We start from the raw sequence: 16,061 nt of genomic DNA, 5'->3' as shown, positions 1-16,061 counted from the left end.
TACCGTATCGCGGGGAGGAGCCGAGCAACCTCACGGCCGACTGACGAAACAAGCATCACCCAGACCGGCCCATCCACACATATTGACAATTACTCCCGCCGACGCCGTAGACCGCCTCTGCCTCCCAGAGGTCGACCCCCGGGCTCTGAACGGACTCAAATTCAGCGCCGCCCTGCCACAGCGCCTCGCCGAGGCCACCCTCGCCGCCCGGCTCGCCGACCTCGACCACGCCACCCACGTCCTCAACGAACCGGCCCGCTTCGTCAGGTACTGACAGTGCCCCGTACGAAAACTCAGGCGCGGGCAGTCGCTCCCGCGCTACGACTCGTCAGATGACGGTTCCCGCGAGGCCTGCAAGGGCGGCACTCTCCTGATTCGCTTCCACGTTCCCGCGACATGAAGGGAATGGATCGCTACTGGTGCCATCAACCCCCAGCCTCTGCAGGAGAGCTCATACAGGACAGACCGTCAAACAGCCTGGCAGGGTGCACATCGAGTCCCGCGGCGATCCGCAGGAGGGTGAGGACGCTCGCGTTACGCTGCCCGTGCTCGATGTAGATCAGGCCGCGGAAGCTCAGGCCGCTACGCTCGGCGAGCTGTTCGAGGCTGTATCCGCCTTCCTCTCGTAGTCGGCGGATCTGCATGCCGATGGCCAGCAGCTGAGGATCGGGCAGGTCGGAGCTTCCGGATGACACACCGCGACTCGACCGTTTTCGATATCCCGAAACCATGAACAGCTGTGCATAATCACGCTGAGTCACGGGGATGCCCTGGTCATGCGAACCACGCCAAGCCCCCGTCACCCTCACACGCATCCGCCGCAGACGAGCGGAGAAACCGCAGGCGACCACCGCAGCCAAGAACAGACCGCAGCAAACGGAAGAGGGCACCCTGCACCATTTGACCGGTGGCACCGGAGACGTCCGAAGCCAGGAACCAGCGCAACGCCCTGCACTTGCGATGCCGACAGTCAACTCTTGCTGCCGTCAGCGGACCACGGACGAGGGCAGCGCTGGCAGGCCCGGTACACGGACCCCAGTGGCCGGCATCACCGCCCAGGCTTCGCCAGCCGGGAAGAGGCGCACCGGTACCTGGTGCGTGTGCATGAGGCGATTCGCGACGGCACCTGGAGCCACCTCGACGCGGGCAACCGCAGCGTGGAGTTCTTCGCCACGCAGATGATCGAGCGCAAGCGGCGGCGCAAGAAGAACGCCAACACCGTCGACACCTACGACAGCCACCTGCGCAACCACGTCTTGCCGTTTGCGGGTAAGCGCGTCGCCCGCACGCTGCGGCGCAGAGACTCCGCCGCATTCGTCGACTACCTCCTCGACAAGCCTGGCATCGACTCCCACCACACGGTCGTCCAGGTCTTCAAGACCTGGCGCATTCTGATCACCTACATGATCGACGAGGACGTCCCGCTCCCGCCCAACATCGTTTCGCGCATCGAACTGCCCGACGTAGAGCCGCGGGTCAAGATCCCGCTCAACCGAGAGCAGGTGGCAGCGCTGGCAGCGGCCATGCGGCAGGTCGAACCCCGCTACGAAATCCTCGTCTGGCTCGGCGCATGCGCAGGGCTGCGCACAGGCGAAGCACTCGGCCTCAAGACCGCCCGAGTGAACTGGGCGGCCGACCTGCTACAGATCGACGAACAGCGCCTGCGCGGCCGAGCGGCAAAGCTGAAGACCAAGGCAAGCTACGCAACCCTGCCGGTCGACCCCTTCTTGATCGAGCGCCTGTCAGAGCACCACGCCCGCTTCACCCACCCCACCACGCACTACCCTTGTGCCGCGTGCGGACAGCCGACCATCGGCCCCGAAGACGAAGGACTGCTGACGACCAACAGATTCGGTCGGCCAGTACAGCGCAGTGACCTGAACAGGAAGTGGCGCACCACCGTTCGACTCGCGGGCCTTCCCGTGGGCACGCGCTTCCACGACCTCAAGCACTTCTACACCACGGTCCTCGGCGCCTGCGGCCAGCACGACCCGAAGACCGTCCAGGCCCTGTCCAGGCACGGCGACTTCTCCCAGACCTGGGAGACGTACGCCCACCCGCCGATGGCAGTGGAAGGCGTCACGGTAACGGCGTTCAGCAACGCGTTCCGATCCCCCGAACCGCTAGACATCCAGCTGACTGCCACCGGACCGGCAACATAGCCGAGCTGCGGAAACACAGGCCCCGGCCCGAGACCGCCACACCTGCAGGCAACGCGAGATGCCCCGGAGAACAACCGCATGATCTGCGACGACGGGGACGAAAACGACTGAACTACAAGCCCATCGCGTTTCCGTCCTCCGCAGGGCTCCGGCCCCCGCCTCCGTGCCCCGCAGCTGGCACCCGGCGCGCGCAAACCCCGACTGCGCCCGCCAGCCTTCGACTTCCCGCACCATCTGACCAGCACTCGTTCACGCTAGCGACCGCTGATCACGGCATCGGGCAGACGTCCCAGATACCTGTCCAGCCGACGAGGCGAGGGATCGCAATGATCACAACATGAGACCAAATGATTACCCACGATGAGTTCGCAGGCGTTCAAGCCTCCGCCAGAGGGGTCGATTTCGCCCCCGAATGGCCCCCATGATCAATTTGCATACAGAGCACAGATTCTGACCTGCAGAAATACAGGCAGCGGACGAGTCGGCCTGTACGCCGGGTTCTGTCTCCCGGGAGCCTTGCGGCCGCCGGGGAGGCGGTCATCCATCTAGGGCCGCCGTTGCCGACAGCCTCGTGCGGTCTACCCGCGGACTCGGGCGAGCAGCCCTCGAACATCCGCGCACGGTGCCCGAGGGCACCGATCTTGACCTTGCTCCGGGTGGGGTTTACCGAGCCGGCCGAGTCACCTCGGTCGCTGGTGGTCTCTTACACCACCGTTTCACCCTTACCTGCAAGCAGCAGGCGGTCTGTTTTCTGTGGCACTGTCCCGCGGGTCACCCCGGGTGGGCGTTACCCACCACCCTGCTCTGTGGAGCCCGGACGTTCCTCGGCGGGCCCCTGCTGGGACCCGACGCGACCGCCCGGCCGGCTCGTCCGCCGTGTGGTCATCCTAGCCGGTCGGAGGGGGCGGGCCGGACCGGGGCGGCCGGGGCCTGCTCGGGGTCCAGGCGGGCGGCGACGGCGGCCGCGGTGCCGCGGGCCCAGCGGGTGGTGGTCAGCAGGCCGATCAACAGGACGGCCACACCGAGGCCGGCGATGATCCACCAGCCGGCGTGGCTGGCCGGGGCGAAGCCGGTGACCAGCGGGCCGGCCACGGCGGCGGTGACCACCGTGCCGAGCACCGCGACGCCGAGCGACTGGCCGACCTGGCGGCTGGTGGAGGCCACCGCGGCCGCCACCCCGGCCTGGGCACGCGGCATGCCGGAGACCGCCGCGTTCGTGATCGGGGCGTTGACCAGGCCGAAGCCGAGGCCGAACAGCGCGTAGGCGGCGAGCAGCAGGCCGGCCGAGGAGTGCGCGGTCAGCCGGGTCAGCAGCAGGCCGCTGGCGGTGAGGGCGGCACCGGCGACCAGCAGCGGGATCCGCGGGCCGCGGGCGCCCACGATCCGTCCGGAGATCGGCGCGCAGACCAGCGTGAAGCCGGCGATCGGCAGGGTCCACAGGCCCGCCTCGACCGGGCTGTAGTGCCGGACCTCCTGGAGGTAGAGGGTGTTGAGGAAGAGGAAGCCGCCGAGCGCGGCGAACGCGCAGACCGCCGTGACGGTCGCGCCGGTGAACGGTGCGCTGCGGAAGAACCGCAGGTCGAGCAGTGGCTCCGGGCAGCGCCGCTCCCAGAGCGGGAAGGCCACCAGGGCGGCCAGCGCGATCACGGAGAGGCCGAGGATGGTCGGCGAGGTCCAACCGCGACCGGGGCCCTCGATGATCACGGCGGTGCCGGCGCCGAGCACCAGCACGGCCAGCAACTGGCCGACCGGGTCGAGCCGACGCGGCCGGGCGGCCCGCGACTCGGGTACGAAGCGGGCCGCCAGCAGGCAGCCGACCAGCCCGATCGGGACGTTGATCAGGAAGATCCACGGCCAGCCGGCGTGGTCCACCAGCACCCCACCGAGCAGCGGCCCGAGCGCCATGCTGAGGCCGACCACGCCGCCCCAGACGCCGATCGCCTGGGCGCGCTCGCGCGGGTCGGTGAAGACGTTGGTGATGATCGACATGGCCACCGGGTTGAGCATCGAGCCGCCGACCGCCTGCAGCGCGCGGAAGGCCACCAGCCAACCGAGGCTGGGCGCGAAGCTGCAGAGCAGCGAGCCGACCACGAAGAGCAGCAGTCCGGTCTGGAAGACCCGGCGCCGGCCGATCCGGTCGGCCACCGAACCGGAGAGCATCAGCAGCGCGGCCAGCACCAGGGTGTAGGCGTCGATGATCCACTGCAGCCCGGAGGTGGGCGCGTGCAGGTCCCGCTGGATGGACGGCAGGGCCACGTTCACGATGGTGTTGTCGAGGCCGACGATGAGCAGGCTGAGGCAGCAGATGCCGAGGATGAGCAGCCTTCGCTGCCGGCTGAGCTGAGGAGTCGGTTCGATCACCCGTCCATTGTCGCATTGGTGGGATGAATTGTGGCCGGCGGGCCGGGACGGCCGTCCGTCCGGCGCGCGGGCGCGGTCCCGGTGCGGATGGCCGATGCTCTACGCTCCGGACCGGGAGAACCGATGTCTCGCATGTCCCGACCCGCATGTCCCGAAGGGAAACCGATGCCGTTCCTGGTCCTGTTGCCGCCGTCGGAGGGCAAGGCCACCGCCGGCGAGGGCGCGCCGCTGGAGCTCGACGCGCTCTCGCTGCCCGGGCTGACCGCCGCCCGGGCCAGGGTGCTGGACGCGCTGGTGGAGCTCTGCCGCGGGGACGAGGACACCGCCGCCGAGGTACTCGGGCTGAGCCCGGGCCTGCGCGGCGAGATCGCCCGCAACGCCGGCCTGCGCACCGCCGCCGCGCTGCCGGCCGGCGAGGTCTACACCGGTGTGCTCTTCGACGCGCTCGGGCTGGCCGAGCTGGACGAGGCGGCGTACGCGCGGGCCGAGCGCTCGCTGCTGGTCTTCTCCGGGCTGTGGGGCGCGGTGCGGATCGGCGACCGGATTCCGCCGTACCGCTGCTCGGGGGGCGTGAAGCTGCCGCCGCTGGGCGCGCTGGGCGGCTACTGGCGACGGGAGACGGCCGAGGTGCTGCCGGCCGAGGCGGACGGGCTGGTGCTGGACCTGCGCAGCGCGGCGTACGCGGCCTCCTGGAAGCCGGCCGGTGAGCTGGTGGCCCGGACCGCGACCGTGCGGGTGCTCCAGGAGCGCGAGGTGGCGGGGGTGCGGAAGCGCTCGGTGGTCAGCCACTTCAACAAGGCGACCAAGGGCCGGCTGGTGCGCGACCTGCTGAACTGCGGCGCCGAGCCGGACTCCCCCGGCGAGCTGGTGGACCTGCTGCGCGGGCTCGGGCACACCGTCGAGGTCGCGGCCCAGGGCACCGCGCGCAAGCCGTGGCAGCTCGACGTCGTGGTGACCGAGCTGCACTGACCTCCCGGGCCGCGCCGAAGTGCCGGGCTGCGCCGGGTGGTGGGCCGCCAGCACGGGCGGGCGTCGGCGCGGGCGGCCGTCAGCGCAGGTGGGCGGTGTCGTTGAAGAGCCGCAGCGAGGTGTTGCCGTCGGAGTAGTACTGCACCGCGCTGAACGAGGCGGCGGACAACTCCATCCGGTACACGGCGTCCGGCGGGGCGCCCAGTGCCACCCGGACCAGCGCCTTGATCGGGCTGACGTGGGTGACCACCAGCACGGTCCGGCCGGGGTAGCGGGCCAGGATCTTGTCCCGGGCCACCCCGGACCGCTGGGTGAGCGAGGCCAGGCTCTCGTTGCTGCCGGTCGGCTTGGCCTTGCTGGAGGCCAGCCAGGCGTTCAGGTCCTCCGGGTACCGCTGCTGCACCTCCGCGAAGGTCAGCCCCTCCCAGGCGCCGAAGTCCAGCTCGCGCAGGCCCTCCTCGACCCGCACCTCCAACCCGAGCCGAACCGCGACCAGCTCGGCGGTCTGCCGGGTGCGCAGCATCGGCGAGCTGACCACGGCCTGCACGGTGCCACGGGCGGCCAGCGCGTCGGCGGCCCGTTCGGCCTGCCAGCGGCCCCGCGCGGAGAGTTCCGGGTCGCTGCCGCCACTGCCGGAGAACCGCTTCTGCGGGGTGAGCGGGGTCTCGCCGTGCCGGAGCAGCACGAGGGTGGTCGCCAGCGCCGCGTCGCCGGCCATCGACCAGCCGGCCACCGGCGGCGCGGCGGGTTCGGCGGCGGTCTCGGCGGCGGGCGCCGGGACGGGTACGGAGACGGCCGGCGGCACCGGCTCGCTGCCGGGCTCGGTCGGCGCCGGCAGCGGAGCCGCCGGCCGCGCCTTCGGCTCCCACTGCCGCCCGGCCCTGCCCGCGTCCATCGCCTCGTTGGCCAGCCGGTCGGCGTCCCTGTTCCGTTCCCGCGGGATCCAGGAGAAGCCGACCCGCTCGCACGGGAAGACGGTCCGGGCCTCGGCGGCCAGCGGCCGCATGTCCGGGTGCTTGATCTTCCAGCGTCCGGACATCTGCTCGACCACCAGCTTGGAGTCCATCCGGACGTCCACGGTGGCCGACGGGTCGATCTCGTACGCGGCGCGCAGGCCGGCGATCAGGCCTCGGTACTCGGCGACGTTGTTGGTCGCGCGGCCGATGTACTCGGCCGCCTCCGCGATGATCTGGCCGGTGTCACCGTCCCGGACCACCGCCCCGTAGCCGGCCGGCCCCGGGTTGCCCCGGGAGCCGCCGTCCGCCTCGACGATCAGCCTGCGCGCCGCCATCAGCTCAGATGCCCGAGTCGGCGGTGCGGACCAGGATCCGCCCGCAGTTCTCGCAGCGCACCACGGCGTCCTTGGGCTCGGCCTTGATGGCGTTCAGGTCGGTGATCGCGAACTCCACCCGGCACCCCTCGCAGCGGCGCTGGTAGAGCCGGGCCGCGCCGACGCCGCCCTGCTGCTCGCGCAGTCGGGTGTAGAGCTTGAGCAGGTCGGCCGGGATCACCACGGCGACGGCCTCGCGGTCGCGGGCGACCTTGGCGGCCTCGGCGTCGATCTCGGCGAAGGCGGCGTCGCGGCGGCCGACCGCCTCCTTCACCACCACGTCGGAGTGCTCCAGCCGGGCGGTCAGCTCGGTGACCCGGGTCTGCGCGCTCTCCAGCCGCTCCATCACCTCCAGCACCACGTCCTCCAGCGCGGACTGGCGCTTGGCCAGCGACTCGTTCTCGTGCTGGAGGTTCTCCAGGTCCTTGGCGGAGCCGACCGCGCCGGACTCCATCCGCTGCTGGTTGCGGGCGAACCGGGTGCGGACCTGGTCGACGTCCTGCTCGGCCTTGGTCAGCTCGCGGGCGGTGTCGCCCTGCTGGGCCTGGGCGGCGACCACCAGGTCGCGCAGCGCGGTGTGGTCGGCGGTGGCCTTGTCGATCTCCGCGTGCTCGGGCAGGGTGCGGCGCCGGTGGGCCAGCTGGTCGAGCTTGGAGTCGATGGCCTGCAGGTCGAGAAGGCGGATCTGGTCGGCGGGCGCGGCGTTCAAGCGGGGGGCTCCTGTGGATGACGGGGTCGAGCAGAGACGAATCAGTGCGTGGCGGGGTGCGGCATCGGTGCGTGGGCCGTCCACGGGTCGGTGACCCGGGTGGACACCCGGGTCTCCAGCGGCCAGTCGTGCTTGGCGGCCAGTGCGCCCAGGTCGCGGGCGGCGAGGTTCAGCCAGGGCCACTCGGTGGCCCAGTGTGCGGCGTCCAGCAGGGCCACCGGGGCGGCCTCGGCGGCCTCCGAGGCGGGGTGGTGGCGCAGGTCGGCGGTGAGGTAGGCGTCCACGCCCGCCTCCCGGACGGCGGCGAAGAAGCTGTCACCGGAACCGCCGGCCACCGCGACCCGGCGGATCGGCCGGTCCGGGTCGCCGGCCACCCGGACGCCGGCGGCGGTGGCGGGCAGTCCGGCGGCCACCTGGGCGGCGAACGCGGCCAGCGGCAGCGGCTCGGGCAGTTCGCCGATCCGGCCCGCACCGCGGCGGCCCTCGGGGTCGGTCGGGTCGGGCACCAGCGGGCCGGTGATCCGCAGGCCGACCGCCTCGGCCAGCGCGTCGGAGACGCCCGGCGCGGCGTGGTCGGCGTTGGTGTGCGCGACGTGCAGCGCGATCCCGGCCCGGATCAGCTCGTGCACCACGCGGCCCTTGAAGCCGGTCGCGGCGACGCTGGTGGTGCCGCGCAGGTAGAGGGGGTGGTGGGTGACGACCAGGTCGGCGCCCCACGCCACGGCCTCCTCGACCACGGTCCGCACGGGGTCGACGGCGAACAGCACCCGGCGCACCTCGGCGTCCGGGTCGCCGCAGACCAGGCCGACGGCATCCCAGGACTCCGCCCAGCTCGGTGGGTAGAGCTCTTCCAGCTGGCTGATGACGTCGGACAGTTTCGGCACCCGTTGAGACTACCGCGCGTGGGGGCCCGGCCGGGGCCGCGGGCGGCCACCGCGACCGTGCGACCGACCGCACAGCCGCCCGTCAACCGGGGCGCGAGGGCGACCGGCGGCCCGGGACGGCCGGAACAGCCGATCGGAACCGCGGCTCGGCGCGGCCGACCCGGGCGGTGCGCGCTCCTGGCGATCGCGGAAGCACGGGTGAAAACGCGCCTCGATCACCCTTACGGGTGAAGTGACCCGGTTGGCATTGAGCCGTTCCGAAGACGATCAGTAACTTCAGCGGTGCGAAAGAGAGTTGCCCAGAGTCGCCGGTGGTCGGGGGCCGCGGACCGAAGCGGACGGGACCGGCGCTCTCGCCACGTTCGGAAACTGACCCCGTTCGGGAACCGACCCCGGCCGGGAATCGATCCGGAGCAGCCGGCCTCCTCGGCACCGCCCGTGCGGGCCTGCTCCCGTGCGGAAGGGTGTGAAGCGGATGGGGGTGGGCACGCCGCCGCGGGCGGCCGGAGAGCCGGGCCAGTCAGCGCGCGAGACGGAGAGCACGCCGGCCGACGACACGCTGCCGGAGGTGGCTCGGAGCGCCCTGACCGGCGGCGCCGGCTGGGGCACCGAGCGCGGCTGGCGGCTCGCCTTCGACGGCTTCTGGTGCACGGTCCGTCCTCCCGGCTCCCCCGCCGGACCGCCCGCGGCGGGCCGTCCGCTGCACGTCGGCGCGGCCGGCACGGTGGCCGCCGAGGTGCTCGCCGAGGTCGCCGGGGTGCTCGCCGAGGACCCGTGCCCGTTCCGCTTCGCCGCCGACCGGGAGCGCCTTCGGCAGCTCGACTCCGGTGCCGGCGAGGACGGTTCGGACGGCTTCATCACCGTGCACCCGCTCGACGAGGCCCAGGCCCGCCGACTGGCCGGCGAGCTGCACCGGGCCACCGAGGGCCTGCCGGGCCCGACCCGACCACCCACCGGCCGGCCGTACGCGCCGGGCAGCCGGGTCCACCTCGGGTACGCCGCGCCCCGGGCCGAGCCGGGCACCGGTGGGGAGCGAACCGCGGCCGGCCGGGTGCGGGTGCGGCCGGCCGGCCCCGTCGAGGGGAGGGGGTCGGCCGGCCCGCTGCCGGTCGCCGACCGCTACGTGCTCACCACGGCCGTCCGGCGCGGCGGCCGGGGCGACCTCTTCCTCGGCCGGGACCTGCGGACCGGCGCGGAGGTGCTGATCAGACAGGCCCGGGCGGGCGGGCCGGACGGGCTCGACGCACGCACCGCGCTGCGCCACGAGGCTTGTCTGCTGGCCGAGTTGGCGGCGCACGGGCTCACCCCGCGGCCACTGGCGCTGATCGAGCGGACGGACTCGCTGCTGCTGGTGCAGGAGCGCGTCCCCGGCCGGCCGCTGGCCGGTTGGGTCAGCGCCCGACTGGCCGGGGACGGCGCGCCGGGCGTGCCGTGGGAGGCGGCCGGGCCGATGGCGCTGGCACTGGTCGACCTGGTCGAACGGGTGCACGCGGCCGGGCTGGTGCTGCGCGACCTCGCACCGGCCAACGTGCTGGTCCGGCCGGACGGTTCGCTGCGCCTGCTGGACCTCGAACTCGCCTGCGTGCCGGGCACGGTGGCCCCTCCGGCGGGCACCCCGGGCTATCGCGCGCCGGAGCGCCCGGCCGGCCGGGCGACCGTGAACGGTGTGGTCCCGTACGGGGGTTGTCGGGCCGAGCCGACGGCAGACCTGTACGCACTGGGCGGTCTGCTCTTCCTGCTCGCCACCGGCCACGACCCGGTGCTGCCCGCGGAGCGACCGCCGCTGCGCCCCGAGACCGAGCGGTTGGCGCGCTGGCTCGAGCTGGCGGCCCGAGAGGGTCGGACCGCGCGCCGGCTCGCGCGCGCCGTGCTCGCCCTGCGCGCCGAGCAGCCGGAGCGGCGCTGGACACCGGCCCGGGTGCGGGCCGAGCTGGCGCGGGCCGCCGCGACCTCCGACCCGTCGCCCAGGGCCGTCGCGCTCCCCCGGCGCGGTCCGGCGGTCGCCGGCCCGTCGCCCGAGCGGGTGTTGCACGAGAGCCTGCGCCACCTCGCCGAGACCGCGACCCCGCAGCGCCCCGACCGGCTCTGGCCCGAGCCGCCGGGCGGTCAGCGCACCGACCCGACCGCCGGCCGGCACGAGGCGGCCGGGGCGCTGGCCGTGCTGGCCCGCGCCGCCGTCGCCCCCGGCCTGCCGCCCGAGCTGCGCGCGGCGGTCGGCCGGACCGCCCGGACGGCCGCCGGCTGGCTCGAACGGCGGTGCGCCACCGAGCCGTTGCTGCTGCCCGGCCGACACTTCGGCCGCTCCGGCCCGCTCTGGGCACTGCTGGACGCCGCCGACGCGCTGGCCGACCGCGAACTCGCCGCCCGGACCCGCCGGCTCGCCACCCGGCTGCCGCCGGTCCGGCCCCGGCCCGGCTCCCAGCCCGCCGAACCCTGGCACTGCGCGGCGGGCACCGGCTTCCTGCGGTTGCGGCTGGGCGAGTCGGTCGCGACCACGAGGTCCGGCGACTTCCGGCTCGGCCCCGACACGGCCGGGCGCGGCGCGCTCCTGCTGGCCGCCCACCGGGCCACCGGCGACCCCGCGCCGCTGGCCGCCGCCGCGGAGGCGGCCCGGAGCCTGGCGACCGGCTGGGCGGCGGCCGGCCCGGAGGCCTGGTGGTCGCCGGGCACCGGAGAGCCGGACGAGAGGCGGCTCGCGCACTGGTGCGCCGGGCCGGCCGGGGTGGGCGGGTTCCTGGTCCGGCTCTGGCGCGCCACCGGCGACCCGGCCGTCCGCGCGGTCGCGCTCTCGGTCGGCCAGGCCGTCCTGGACGGGCTCGACGAACCGGATCCGCCCGGCCCGTACCCCGGCAGCACCCTCTGCCACGGCCCGGCCGGCGACGGCGAGTACCTGCTCGACCTGGCCGAGGCCACCGGCGAGCAGCGCTTCAAGGCCGGCGCCGAGCGGCTGGGCCGGCTGCTCGCCTCCCGCGCGACCTCGCACGAGGACGGGCTGCCACTCCCCCCGGGCGAGCCCGGCGGTGGGGCCGACACGCTCGGCTTCCTGCTCCGGCTCTGCCACGGCGGCCCCCGGCTCTGGCTCGACCTCCCGTCCACCCCCGCTCCCGGAGGAGCTCCCGGCACCCCGGGAAGAGCCCCCGGCAGAACCCCCGGAGCCACCGCGTGACCGTCCTGCGCACCGCGGCCCCCGTCCTGCGCCGCCTGAGCTTCACCTTCTCCCCGGACGGCTCGCACGCCGCCTGCCTGGCGGCCGGCTCGGACGGCGGCTGGTACCCGGAGAGCTGGCGGCTGGACGGTCCCGGACCCGCTCACCCGACGGCCCTGCCACTGCCCGGCGACCGCGCCGAGAGCCTGTACGCCCGGCCGCACTCGCTGCCCGACGGCCGGGTGCTGCTCTGCCGCTCCGCCGGCGAGCGGCACGAGCTGTTGCTGCGCGGCCCGCACCCGGCCGCCGCCGAGCCGGATCCGGTCACCCTGCGCTCCCCCGCGCTGTGCCTGCTGCCACTGCCCTCGCCGGCGGCCGGCCGGGGCCCGGTGGCGGTGGCGCTGGGTGTCGACACCCGCCCGGTGACCACGCTCTGGCTGGTGCCGGGCGACGGCGGCACTCCGGAGGCGGTCGCCGAGTTCCCCGGCGCCTTCGGCGGCGGGGTCTGGCTGGATGGCGACGGCCGGCTGCTGGCGCTCGACCGGGTCCGTGCCGGGGTGCTCAAGACCGTCGTGCTCGACCTCCAACTCCTCACCCTGACACCACTGTTGGAGATCACCGCGGACAGCAACGACCGGCTGCTGCTGGTCGACCCGGCGACCGGGCTGCTGCTGCTGCGCAGCGACGCCCCGGGCACCGACCGGCTCGGCTGGGGCGTGCTGGGCAGCGCCGAGCCGGTGCGGTTCCCGGACTGCCTGGACGTCCCCGGCCTGCTGCTGCGACCGGTGGCGCTCGACCCGGCCGCCCGGACCGCCGCCGGCAGCCGGGTGGCGATCCAGCTCGACCACGGCGCGTCCTCCGCCCTCGCGCTCTGGCGGCCCGACGGCGGCCGGCTGGAGCCGCTGCCGGTGCCGCCCGGGCGGCTCGGCGGGGTCGGCCACTGGTCGGCGGCCGGCCTGCGGATGCCGTACTCGGCGCCGGACCGCCCGGCCGGGGTGGTCACCCTGGAGGTGGACGTGCTGCTCGGGGCGGCGGGCCGGCCGCCGGTCGGCGCGCCGCTGCCGCTGCGGCTCGCCCCGCTCGGCGGGCCCCGGCTGCCGACCGGACTGCCGCGCGGCGAACCCTGGCCGCCCGCGCCGGGCCGGGGCTGGCGGCTGGACGGCAGCCCGGCCCGCCCCGACGGCGGCCGCTGGCACCCGGCGCAGACCCTGGAGCTGGCCGGACCGGCCGGACCGATCGAGGCCGTGGTGTACGGCGGCGAGGCCTGGCTGAGCAGCGAGCACCTGGTGATCGCGCTGCACGGCGGCCCGGCCGACGCCTGGCGACTGGAGTTCGACCCCGCACTGCAACGGATGGCGGACGCCGGGCTGGCCGTGCTCGCACCCAACCAGCGCGGCAGCACCGGCTACGGACCGGCCCACGCGGCGGCGATCCACGGCGCCTGGGGCGGCCCGGACCTGGCCGACCTGCTCGCCCTGCTGGCGGGGCTGGCCGGGCAGCGGTCGGCGCTGGGGCTGGAGCCGCCCGCGCTCCTCGGGATCAGCTACGGCGCGTTCCTGGCACTGCTGACGGCCGCCCACGCGCCCGCCGGGCAGGTCTCGCGCTGCGCGGCGGTGGCTCCCTTCCTCTCCGGGGCCCGGCTGCTGGCCGACGGCACGCCGACGGTGCGGACGCTGACCGGCCGGCTGGGCGGCGCCACACCGGTGGACGACGAGCTCGGGCCGCGCGACGTGCTGCGACTGGCGCACCTGCTCCGCGCGCCGCTGCTGTTGCTGCACGGCGACCGGGACGAGGTGGTCCCGATCGGCCAGTCCCGCCTGCTGCGGCAGGAGTTGCTCCGGATCGGGAGGGTCGAGGGAGCCGACTTCCGGTACGTCGAGGCGGCCGGCGCCGGGCACGACCTGCTCGCCGAGGAGGGCGCGGCGGTGCTGCACGAGCTGCTCGCCGGCTTCCTGCGGACCGGCCGGGCGGGTGGGTAGCCGTCACCGCCACCCGGGCACGCGAGGTGCGCCCGCGACGGTCACGCGCGCCGCCGCGCGCCCGGGCCCGCCGTACCGCCCCTTAGGCCGGCCGTAAGGATCTCGATAGGCTTTCGTCCGACCCGGCCGCTAGGGTGACGGACGGACGGGGCGTGCTCCGCCCGGCGTGTCGCGGTCCCGTGGCCTGCCGGGCCGGTCGGTACACCCCACGGCCGACCTCCGCGGTCGGCGGTGCCGCGCGGCACCACACCCAGCACCCGCACGGAGAAGAAGACGAGAAGATGTCCGAAACCCTCACCGACACCACCGAGCACGGCGCCGACGAGGCCACCTCCGAGGACACCGCGCACGGCCGACACCGGGGCCTGACCGCCAGCGACGACACTCCCGAGGGCGACGCCCACGGCCGTCACCGGGCCAACGCCTCCTGAGTCGCCGATTCCGCCGGGGCCCGGGTGCGATCACCGCACCCGGGCCCCGGCGTTTCGGTTGTCAGCGGGCCGTCGGCACGCTCAGCACTCGATGACGGTCCGCAGCGCCTCGCCGCCCCGCATCTGCTCCAGTGCCCGGTTCACCTCGGCCAGCGGGACCCGGTGGGTGAGCATGCCGGCCAGGTCCAGCCGCCCGGACCGCCACAGCTCGATCGCCAGCGCGATCGTCCGGGTCACCTCGGCGCCGCCGTAGAGCGAGGGCAGCAGCCGCTTCTCGTTGTAGAACAGCTCGGCCATGCTGAACTGCGCCAGATCGTCCCTGGCCCCGGCGCCGACCACCACCACGGCGCCGCCGCGCCGGGCCGCGCCGTAACCGGCCCGGACCGTCTCCGCCCGGCCGACCGCCTCGAACACGTAGTCGTACCCGCCGGACGGCAGCCCCTTGGCCGCCGCCTTCAGCTCGTCGGGGGCGAGCACGTCGGTGGCGCCGAAGGCGAGCGCCCGCTCGCGCCGGGAGGCCACCGGGTCGACCACGCTGATCCGGCCCGCGCCGCGGATCCGGGCGCCCTGCACCGCGGCGATGCCCACCCCGCCCGCGCCGATCACCGCGACCGAGGCACCGGGCTCCACCCGCGCGGTGTTAACCGCCGCGCCGAGCCCGGTGGTGACCCCGCAGCCGAGCAGCGCGGCCAGCTCGTACGGCAGGTCGGCCGGCACCTTGAGCGCGGCCTCGGCGGCGACCACCACCTCCTCGGCGAAGGTACCGGTGTTGTAGAAGCCGAAGGCGTCGATGCCGCCGCCGATCCGGAACGACGGGGTGCCCAGCCCGACCAGGCTGGCCGTGCACAGGTGCCCCTGGCCACGCCGGCAGTGCGGGCAGCGGCCGCAGGGCGCCATCCAGCAGAGCGCCACCCGGTCGCCGACCGCGAGGTCCGCCACCCCCTCGCCGACCTCGACCACCTCGCCCGCTCCCTCGTGCCCCGGCACGAACGGCGCCTGCTGCGGCAGCACCCCGCTCATCGCGGAGAGGTCGGAGTGGCAGAGGCTGGTGGCCCTGATCCGCACCCGCACCCGGCCGGGGCCGAACCCGACCGCCTCGACGTCGTCCCGCACCTCCAGTTCCCGCTGCCCGATGGTGTGCAGAACGGCTGCGCGCATGCCGGCCCTCCCGGAGTGGTCCCGTACTGTCCGGCTGGATTCTCCTCCCAGCCCCGGCGGCACACCACACCCGCCCCGGACCCGGGGGCTACCAGCCAGTAGAAGGGGAGCGACGACGATCGAGTAAGGTCCCGGACAGAGCCGCCGGCACCACGACAGGAGCAGCATGACCGACACCCTGGCCAGCAGCGCCCCCGCCCCCGAGGTGCTCGCGGCGTTCGAGGCGGCGACCGGCTTCATGCCCGCCGACGAGGGCCTCGCGCTGTACGCGGCGGCCGTCGAGGCGGCCACCCGGACCGGGTCGCCCCTGCTGGAGATCGGCACCTACTGCGGCCGCTCGGCGATCCTGCTGGCCGCCGCCGCGCGGGAGACCGGGACGGTGGCGCTGACCGTCGACCACCACCGCGGCTCCGAGGAGCAGCAGCCCGGCTGGGAGTACCACGACCCGTCGCTGGTCGACCCCGAGGTCGGCCTGATGGACACCCTCCCCCGGTTCCGCCGCACCCTGCACGCCGCCGGGCTGGAGCAGCACGTGATCGCCCTGGTCGGGCGTTCGCCGCAGGTCGCGGCGGTCTGGGGCGGCCCGCTCGGCCTGGTCTTCATCGACGGCGGGCACACCGACGAGCACGCCACCGGCGACTACCTGGGCTGGGCGCCGAAGCTCGCCGAGGGCGGGCTGCTGGTGATCCACGACGTCTTCCCCGACCCGGCGGACGGCGGCCAGGCGCCGTACCGGGTCTACCTGCGGGCACTCGCGGACGGCTTCGCGGAGGTCTCGGTGACCGGCTCGCTGCGGGTGCTGCGCCGGCCGGCCCTCGGGTAGCGGCCACGCCGGTTTCCCGAGCGGCGACACCCGCTCGCAAGGCCCCGGCCGGTACGGTGTCGGCGGACGTCCCCGGCACCACCGACGGGCGTCCGCCGAGCAGCCGAGGC

Annotated in this window: 13 protein-coding genes and 1 other RNA gene; 7 read left to right on the top strand and 7 right to left on the bottom strand. The window is 74.6% G+C overall.

The window, feature by feature from the left end; all coding sequences use genetic code 11:
* The first annotated feature begins 82 nt into the window (after positions 1-82).
* Positions 83-274 (top strand): hypothetical protein, encoded by a 192-nt coding sequence (locus tag ACIGXM_RS31560; RefSeq protein ID WP_396566930.1) that lies wholly within the window; start codon positions 83-85, stop codon positions 272-274.
* Positions 275-425: 151 nt separating this feature from the next.
* Here ACIGXM_RS31560 and ACIGXM_RS31555 read toward each other — a convergent pair whose 3' ends face one another.
* Complete coding sequence (locus ACIGXM_RS31555) at positions 426-761, bottom strand: helix-turn-helix domain-containing protein (protein ID WP_396566928.1); 336 nt, start codon at positions 759-761, stop codon at positions 426-428.
* A 333-nt stretch (positions 762-1,094) separates the two neighbouring features.
* On the opposite strand from ACIGXM_RS31555, the gene ACIGXM_RS31550 reads away from it, so the two are divergent.
* Complete coding sequence (locus ACIGXM_RS31550; protein ID WP_396566926.1) at positions 1,095-2,162, top strand: tyrosine-type recombinase/integrase; 1,068 nt, start codon at positions 1,095-1,097, stop codon at positions 2,160-2,162.
* A gap of 473 nt (positions 2,163-2,635) precedes the next feature.
* Here the strand turns inward: ACIGXM_RS31550 and rnpB are convergent.
* Positions 2,636-3,032, bottom strand: an RNA gene (rnpB, locus tag ACIGXM_RS31545) — RNase P RNA component class A.
* 12 nt (positions 3,033-3,044) lie between these two features.
* On the bottom strand, positions 3,045-4,523 hold the full coding sequence (locus ACIGXM_RS31540; RefSeq protein WP_396566924.1) for a DHA2 family efflux MFS transporter permease subunit: 1,479 nt from the start codon (positions 4,521-4,523) through the stop codon (positions 3,045-3,047).
* A gap of 165 nt (positions 4,524-4,688) precedes the next feature.
* Between ACIGXM_RS31540 and yaaA the strand changes: the two genes are divergently transcribed.
* Positions 4,689-5,492, top strand: coding sequence for a peroxide stress protein YaaA (yaaA, locus tag ACIGXM_RS31535; protein ID WP_396566922.1), 804 nt, complete (start codon positions 4,689-4,691; stop codon positions 5,490-5,492).
* Between the two features lie 79 nt (positions 5,493-5,571).
* On the opposite strand, the gene ACIGXM_RS31530 is transcribed toward yaaA, so the two are convergent.
* The 3 genes from ACIGXM_RS31530 to ACIGXM_RS31520 are packed head-to-tail and all read right to left on the bottom strand — an operon-like array spanning position 5,572 to position 8,415.
* Entirely contained in the window at positions 5,572-6,783 is a 1,212-nt protein-coding gene (locus ACIGXM_RS31530) for a bifunctional RNase H/acid phosphatase (protein WP_396566920.1), read from the bottom strand.
* Positions 6,784-6,787: 4 nt separating this feature from the next.
* Positions 6,788-7,531 (bottom strand): zinc ribbon domain-containing protein, encoded by a 744-nt coding sequence (locus ACIGXM_RS31525; protein ID WP_396566918.1) that lies wholly within the window; start codon positions 7,529-7,531, stop codon positions 6,788-6,790.
* Positions 7,532-7,572: 41 nt separating this feature from the next.
* Positions 7,573-8,415: a Nif3-like dinuclear metal center hexameric protein gene (locus tag ACIGXM_RS31520; protein ID WP_396566916.1), complete on the bottom strand. Its 843-nt coding sequence runs from the start codon at positions 8,413-8,415 to the stop codon at positions 7,573-7,575.
* Between the two features lie 568 nt (positions 8,416-8,983).
* Here ACIGXM_RS31520 and ACIGXM_RS31515 point away from each other — a divergent pair.
* The 3 genes from ACIGXM_RS31515 to ACIGXM_RS31505 all read left to right on the top strand — a co-directional run bounded on the left by ACIGXM_RS31515 (position 8,984) and on the right by ACIGXM_RS31505 (position 13,970).
* Complete coding sequence (locus ACIGXM_RS31515; protein ID WP_396566914.1) at positions 8,984-11,581, top strand: lanthionine synthetase LanC family protein; 2,598 nt, start codon at positions 8,984-8,986, stop codon at positions 11,579-11,581.
* Entirely contained in the window at positions 11,578-13,539 is a 1,962-nt protein-coding gene (locus tag ACIGXM_RS31510) for an alpha/beta hydrolase family protein (protein ID WP_396566912.1), read from the top strand. The genes ACIGXM_RS31515 and ACIGXM_RS31510 overlap by 4 nt, the downstream gene beginning before the upstream one ends.
* Positions 13,540-13,820: 281 nt before the next feature.
* The gene (locus ACIGXM_RS31505; RefSeq protein ID WP_396566910.1) at positions 13,821-13,970 is read left to right on the top strand and encodes a hypothetical protein; all 150 of its coding nucleotides are present in this window, start codon (positions 13,821-13,823) and stop codon (positions 13,968-13,970) included.
* Positions 13,971-14,051: 81 nt separating this feature from the next.
* Here the strand turns inward: ACIGXM_RS31505 and ACIGXM_RS31500 are convergent, their stop codons facing one another.
* Positions 14,052-15,128, bottom strand: coding sequence for an alcohol dehydrogenase catalytic domain-containing protein (locus ACIGXM_RS31500; protein ID WP_396566908.1), 1,077 nt, complete (start codon positions 15,126-15,128; stop codon positions 14,052-14,054).
* A gap of 166 nt (positions 15,129-15,294) precedes the next feature.
* Between ACIGXM_RS31500 and ACIGXM_RS31495 the strand changes: the two genes are divergently transcribed.
* Entirely contained in the window at positions 15,295-15,951 is a 657-nt protein-coding gene (locus ACIGXM_RS31495) for a class I SAM-dependent methyltransferase (protein ID WP_396566906.1), read from the top strand.
* The last annotated feature ends 110 nt before the right edge of the window (positions 15,952-16,061 follow it).

It is taken from the genome of Kitasatospora sp. NPDC052896 (genome assembly GCF_044547075.1).
GTDB lineage: Bacteria > Actinomycetota > Actinomycetes > Streptomycetales > Streptomycetaceae > Kitasatospora.
The sequence above is the reverse complement of the archived record's forward strand: the minus strand, read 5'-3'. Positions and strand labels throughout refer to the sequence as shown.

Coding starts and splice junctions, on each gene's coding strand:
- yaaA (WP_396566922.1), top strand. CDS start 4,689: ATGCCGTTCCTGGTCCTGTTGCCGCCGTCGGAGGGCAAGGCCACCGCC.
- ACIGXM_RS31530 (WP_396566920.1), bottom strand. CDS start 6,783: ATGGCGGCGCGCAGGCTGATCGTCGAGGCGGACGGCGGCTCCCGGGGC.
- ACIGXM_RS31505 (WP_396566910.1), top strand. CDS start 13,821: ATGTCCGAAACCCTCACCGACACCACCGAGCACGGCGCCGACGAGGCC.
- ACIGXM_RS31500 (WP_396566908.1), bottom strand. CDS start 15,128: ATGCGCGCAGCCGTTCTGCACACCATCGGGCAGCGGGAACTGGAGGTG.
- ACIGXM_RS31495 (WP_396566906.1), top strand. CDS start 15,295: ATGACCGACACCCTGGCCAGCAGCGCCCCCGCCCCCGAGGTGCTCGCG.